Genomic DNA, 5,860 nt, shown 5'->3' on the forward strand with positions numbered 1-5,860 from the left:
TAGGCACTAGGCCTTAGGCCATAGGCAATAGGGGATAACATTCCTCTTTACACATACTCCGCTCTCGCAGGGCACATACCCAGCTGTCGCTGGCTATCTTCAAAAGGGGAAAATGTAGCGAGTTACTTATTTGGTAAGCCCCCGAACCCCCGAAGGGGGACAAGCTGGAAAAAGCTGACAAACCTCTCCTAGCTTTCTCCAAAGGGGGAATGTAGAGACGGGGATTATACCGCTTGTGGTTTTACCTTTTAGGTTTTACCTGCGTAAGCTTTGCGTTAAACATTCTTAAAAGATTCTTAATTGATGCTTAAAATTTCACAGGAGTAGCGCGATGGTATAGGGAATGTGAAGTGGGATTATATAGTAAAAAGTGTATAATTTTCAGCGAGTTATAACAGAAAGCAGGTAAGGACATTGAGTAAAGGTAACAGAAGAGTGTAAAAAAAATGGACAATTAATTTTGTGTAGATATTTCTTTTTCGTATCTTTGCACCGTGTATAGTACCCAGTGGGTATGATTTATAGTATTTTTAGCAATGTTTTAATTCGTATTTTAAAATGAAAGTAAGCAATTTTTTTAAATACATAAGTGTTTTTCTGCTTTTATACTTCCTTGGTATTGAAGGAGTGCAAGGACAGCACAATAAATTAATTTCTGCACAAACAAATTTTTATTTTGTTTGTGCAAGTGCTACTAACAACGGAAAACTTCAACCTAACAACCCTAACGATAAATCGGGTTTTAGAGTTAGGGTGCGTTGGTCTCCCCCCTTACCAAATGCAGATAATAAATATATATTCGAACTTTCTGATGCAAACGGAAGTTTTAATAACCCGACTGTCCTACCAACTCTAAATACAAATTTTTGGCCTTCAAAAAGTACCTTAAATACTGCTCAAACCTTTGATGCCTATGTAACTTTCCCTAATAATTTAAATGGAAAGAAATATCGTATTCGGGTGCGTTCTACTAATCCTGCAAGTGAGTTAATAGCTACTATTGACAATAGTTCTGAACAATATTTCGAAGGCTCATATATGAATGTTATACAAGCTTTAAGGACTACTCCTTCTGGTAATGTAAACCTTTGCCCTGGACAATCATTAGAGTTATCCGTTTCTCAGATTTTTGCTAATACAGGAAGTACTAATATTTCAGATTATACTTATATTTGGTATAAAAAACCCGTAGGAGGAAGTGGTCACGGTGTAGTTATTCCTAACCAAACAGGACCTAAACTAACTGTAACCGAACAAGGTGCTTATGCTGTTGCTATTGACTATAGTGGTAATTGTAGTGAAAATAAATCAAAATCTGACTTTATTTCTGTAAGAGTTGCAGGAGGAGGGCAATCGTTGGTGTTGAGTAGTTCGGCTACTGAGATATGTAGTTCAGAGAGCTTTACCCTTACTGCTACTCCTGCGGGCAATGAGACCTATACGTGGTATCGCGACAATACTAAGTTGGGCGAAACTAACGGGGTGGCTACCTATGTGGTGTCGCCCCCCAATAATCTTCCGGGTAAATACCGCGTGCAGATAGGCAACGGCAGTGCCTGCGATGTGCGCTCCAATGAAATAGAGATAAAACATAAAGATGCTATTAAAGCTAATATTACTACCACGGGGGGCAATGTATTGTTACCCAACAAACAGCGTACCCTCAGCGTAAACACCACTGCCCAAAATCCTTCGTACAAATGGTTTAAGGACGGGGTGGAAGTACCGGGGCAAACTGCCAATACTTATGTAGCAACGAGCGCAGGCAAATACAAAGCCCAAGTAATCCAAACGGGCAGTTGTGCCTCGACGGTAGAAACAGAGGAGTACGAACTCAAAGCCCCTGATAGCTTCAAGGTGAGCATCAAGCCTAAAACTTCTTATCAGCCTTGCGAGACGAACAGCATAGACCTCACGGTAGACAAAATTACAGCCTTATCGGGCGCTACTGAGCTTGCGATAGACCCGAGTGACTATTCGTTTTTCACTTTCCAATGGCAAAGAGAAACGGGCGGTGCCTTTACGGATATCAACACCACGCAAGAAATCACTCTTAACAGCGCTACCCAAAACGGCAAATACCGCTTGAAAATAACGGCTTCGGGGTTTCCTGCCATTCCTGAATCGAATGTATTAGATATCCAGTTGCAGGACAGCAATGCGTTGCGCATTAACAACAGTGTAGACAATGTGGATTTCTGTGGAGAGGTGTATACACTCACGGTTACCACGGGTGCCGACCCTACGGCTACTTACACTTGGTTTAAAGACCGCGTGCAAATAGCACAAGGGGTAGGAATGACCGAATATGGGGTAACTACCACAGGAGTGTATTACGCTACCATAGGCAGTACGGGCGGAGGTTGCCCCGCTACGTCCAACTCGGTAGTGGCAAAGCGTACCGTTATCACAGCACGTTGGGCGGAAGATATGAACACTCGGGAGATTTACTACCCTGCAAAAACTACGGTACTGAAAATATCGCATAATATGACCAACCCGACTGTGGAATGGAAGAAAAACGGCACTGTAATAGCAGGCGCTACGGGTGTGGAATACACGGTTACTGATACCCCTGTATCGGCTGACGTATACGAAGCAAAAATCACCGATGGCGGTAGTTGTGGTACAAGTATCAGCCTTACCCCTATTTACTTTGAAACCATTGCTGATATTAAAGGCGTGAGAGTAGGAACGGTAGCATCTACCAACTGTGAAACCCGTACGCAAACTACTCTTGAAGTACAAAAGATAACTGTACAGCTGAGCAGTAGTGGAGAACAGGTGGAAGTAAAGAAAATAGATTACCAATTTTTTAACTTCCAATGGCAAAAAGACAGCAACGATGTGCCAGGCGAAACCCGACAGCAGTTTGTCGTGTCGCGCGCAGGCAACTCAGAATCGGCTAAATATTCAGTGCGGGTTAGTTATGGCACGATTATCAAGACTTCGGACGAAAAACCGGTAGCGTTTACTCCTATCCCCGATTTTGAAATATCGTCGGCTGACGGTGCGAAGGGAACAGTATTCCTTTGTCAAGGAGGTACTATTAGTCTTACCGTAGCTGCTGATAGCTTCGACCCTAACTCATCAGTAGCCGATAGTTTTTCATATGTATGGAAGAAAGTAACGAGTGCCAATTACACTAACGACACTCCCATAGGCAGTGAAAACCCTACGGCAAGCGTGAACGAAATAGGCGAATACTATTTAGAAATTAACAACGGCGGTTGCCCTAAACGCGCTCATATACAAGTGAAGAACTACCAAGTAGGCGGTCTGAAATTGAGTTTAATGCGCGACAGTCAAGGCAATGCTCCTGTGAAACAAGTATACCAAACCAGTACAGCACGAGAGCGCAAGTTCGACGTGCGTATAGGTGATAGATTAGTTGCCGAAGGGGGTAATAAATTCAGCTGGACAAAAGACGACGGCACGGTGAAATACGGCACAACTTTGGAGGTGACCTCTGAGGATATGTCGGGTTCTTATACACTGAAAGAGGAGTCGTGCGTGGCAGCAGGCGAGAACATATTGCCTTTTGAACTGAATATCTATCAAGTGGTGGAAGTGCCTAATGTGGTAACTCCTAACGGCGATGGTATTAACGATAAGTGGGAAATACCGTCGGTATACCTCACTCCGAAAGTGAAGGTAACGATATACTCACAAGAAGGTAAAGAAGTACTCTCGACAAACAACTACCAAAATAATTGGCCTGATGAGCATACTTTCAATGACCTTGGCAAGCGTGCGCTTATCTATATCTATACCCTCAAAGGTGAGATTACCGAAAACGGCGAAACGAGAAGCGTGGATAAGAAAGGAACCATTACAATACTTAAATAAGAATTGACGATGAAGATAGTACATAACATAACGATAACAGTGTTGGCACTTAGTGTTCAGTTTTTATTTGCACAAAGTGATGGTAATTACCTACCCTACGAAATGCCTGGACATACGGCTGTAAAATACAACACCTACCTAATGAACCCTGCGTTTCCAATATTTAGCAAGAATGAGTCGCAAATTACCTTCTTTCATCGCAACCAGTGGATGGGCTTTAAGGAAGATAAGTTCAATACCTTTGGGCTCTCTTATGGCAAGAAGTGGGGTGGTGATGCAGGTAGAAAGAATGATTACTACGATGGCAACAATATGGCACATGGGTTGGTTTTCCAACGTACAGCAGGTATATTTGCCAATATAGGTATACTAGGGAACTACGTACACCAAGTAGAGATATCAGATGATAACTTTTTGCGCTTAGGGTTAAACGTAGCGTTTGCTCGCAGTAGTATCGACAGAAATAAAGTGCGCGCAAACGTGCAAGACCCCTTGATAGAGAATGCAAAACCTACGAGTATCATCAACTTACAACCAGGGGTAGATGTAAACTTTAACTTTTGGCATTTTGGTATTACCGCGGAGAACCTCTTAGACTATTCGTTTTCGGCAGGAGAAATGGCAGTGCCTTTTAATGAAAAGTCGCTCACCGCTCACGTGATGTATCGCAAAGAGTTGGATTCTCGCAGTGATTTCTTAGAAGATGGTTTTTTCAGTATATATGCTAAAGCTAAAAGAACCAAAGATAATTTTCAAATGGGCGGAAACGTGATGTTGGACGTACCTCTAGGTTGGGCTTACGCAGGTTATGACCAAAAATATGGAGCTTTCGGTGGCTTAGGCTTCAACGTGACTAACCACTTGAGCGTAGGATTTGGCTACGAACAAACCATTGCTAACTATGTAGCTGAATTGGGTGGTAGTTATGATGTGGTAGTTTCTTATCAGTTTGGTGGCAAACATCACATTAAGAAACCAATTAAGACCACTCCTCCTGAACCTACTGTGGTAACACCTCCAACGCCTAAGGTAGTAACTCCTACGGTAACAGAAACAAAAACACCTACGGTAGAAACTCCTAAAACAACAACTAAAACACCTACTGTTCAAGAAGAATTAGACAAGCGCATAAGAGTGGTAGAAGACCCAAAAATAGAGGGTATAGCACAAGGCTATTATGTGATTGCAGGAGTATTCCAAAATCCTAAAGGAGCTTACCAAATGAGACGAGATATAGAGAATTTAGGTATCAAAGTATTCACATTTAAAAATAAAGAAAATGGTATGCACTATATCTATATTGATAGAGCTTATGAATCGCGCGGAGAAGCAGGTGAAACATTGCTCAACTTGCTGAAACGTCCTGAATTTAAAAACTCTAACATTTGGGTACTAAAAGTAGGTAACTTATAAAGCATTTTAAGTAATATAAAAACGATGCTTTGCAATAGTAAAGCATCGTTTACTTCTAGGAAAGAAACATAAACTAAAAAAGAAAATATATGAAGAGTAACTTTTTGAAAATAGCAATATGCCTTATAGGACTATTAGTTTTACAGGCTTGTAGCACTGTAGATAGCCATAGATATCCTCACGGAAAAAAAGCAGCTACAAAAACTGCGAATATAAAGACAGGCATATATAAGACGAATGTAACAGCTACCTATTATCACGATAAGTTCAATGGAAGAAAAACTGCTAGTGGGGCTGTATTTAGCAATAGTAAGCTCACCACGGCACACCCCTCGTTGCCTTTTGGTACTCAACTAAAGGTTACCAATCGCATAAATGGAAAATCAGTAGTTGTTACTGTTACTGATAGAGGTCCCTTTACCAAAGGGAGAGAGCTCGACCTCTCTAAACGCGCCTTTATGGAAATCACAGACAATAAAAACAAAGGATTGATACAAGTAGATATAGAAATTGTAGAATAAGGAGTAAAACTCCTTATTTTTTTTGCATTATTAGAAATAAGCAAACAAAAAAAGAGCAATTCTTTATCAGAATTGCT

General features: G+C 41.3%; 3 protein-coding genes. All 3 read left to right on the forward strand.

The window, feature by feature from the left end:
* Positions 1 to 558: 558 nt before the first annotated feature.
* The 3 genes from HMPREF9078_RS08755 to HMPREF9078_RS08765 all read left to right on the forward strand — a co-directional run bounded on the left by HMPREF9078_RS08755 (position 559) and on the right by HMPREF9078_RS08765 (position 5,783).
* A complete protein-coding gene (locus HMPREF9078_RS08755) occupies positions 559 to 3,849 on the forward strand; it encodes a gliding motility-associated C-terminal domain-containing protein (RefSeq protein ID WP_009420344.1) in 3,291 nt (1,096 codons plus the stop codon).
* Positions 3,850 to 3,858: 9 nt separating this feature from the next.
* Positions 3,859 to 5,262: a PorP/SprF family type IX secretion system membrane protein gene (locus HMPREF9078_RS08760; RefSeq protein ID WP_009420345.1), complete on the forward strand. Its 1,404-nt coding sequence runs from the start codon at positions 3,859 to 3,861 to the stop codon at positions 5,260 to 5,262.
* Between the two features lie 89 nt (positions 5,263 to 5,351).
* Entirely contained in the window at positions 5,352 to 5,783 is a 432-nt protein-coding gene (locus tag HMPREF9078_RS08765; RefSeq protein WP_009420346.1) for a septal ring lytic transglycosylase RlpA family protein, read from the forward strand.
* Positions 5,784 to 5,860 lie beyond the last annotated feature (77 nt).

The organism is Capnocytophaga sp. oral taxon 380 str. F0488, assembly GCF_000318255.2.
GTDB classification, from domain to species: domain Bacteria; phylum Bacteroidota; class Bacteroidia; order Flavobacteriales; family Flavobacteriaceae; genus Capnocytophaga; species Capnocytophaga ochracea.

Excerpts from the sequence above, each read along its gene's own strand:
- HMPREF9078_RS08755 (WP_009420344.1), top strand. The coding sequence starts at position 559 with ATGAAAGTAAGCAATTTTTTTAAATACATAAGTGTTTTTCTGCTTTTA.
- HMPREF9078_RS08765 (WP_009420346.1), top strand. The coding sequence starts at position 5,352 with ATGAAGAGTAACTTTTTGAAAATAGCAATATGCCTTATAGGACTATTA.
- HMPREF9078_RS08760 (WP_009420345.1), top strand. The coding sequence starts at position 3,859 with ATGAAGATAGTACATAACATAACGATAACAGTGTTGGCACTTAGTGTT.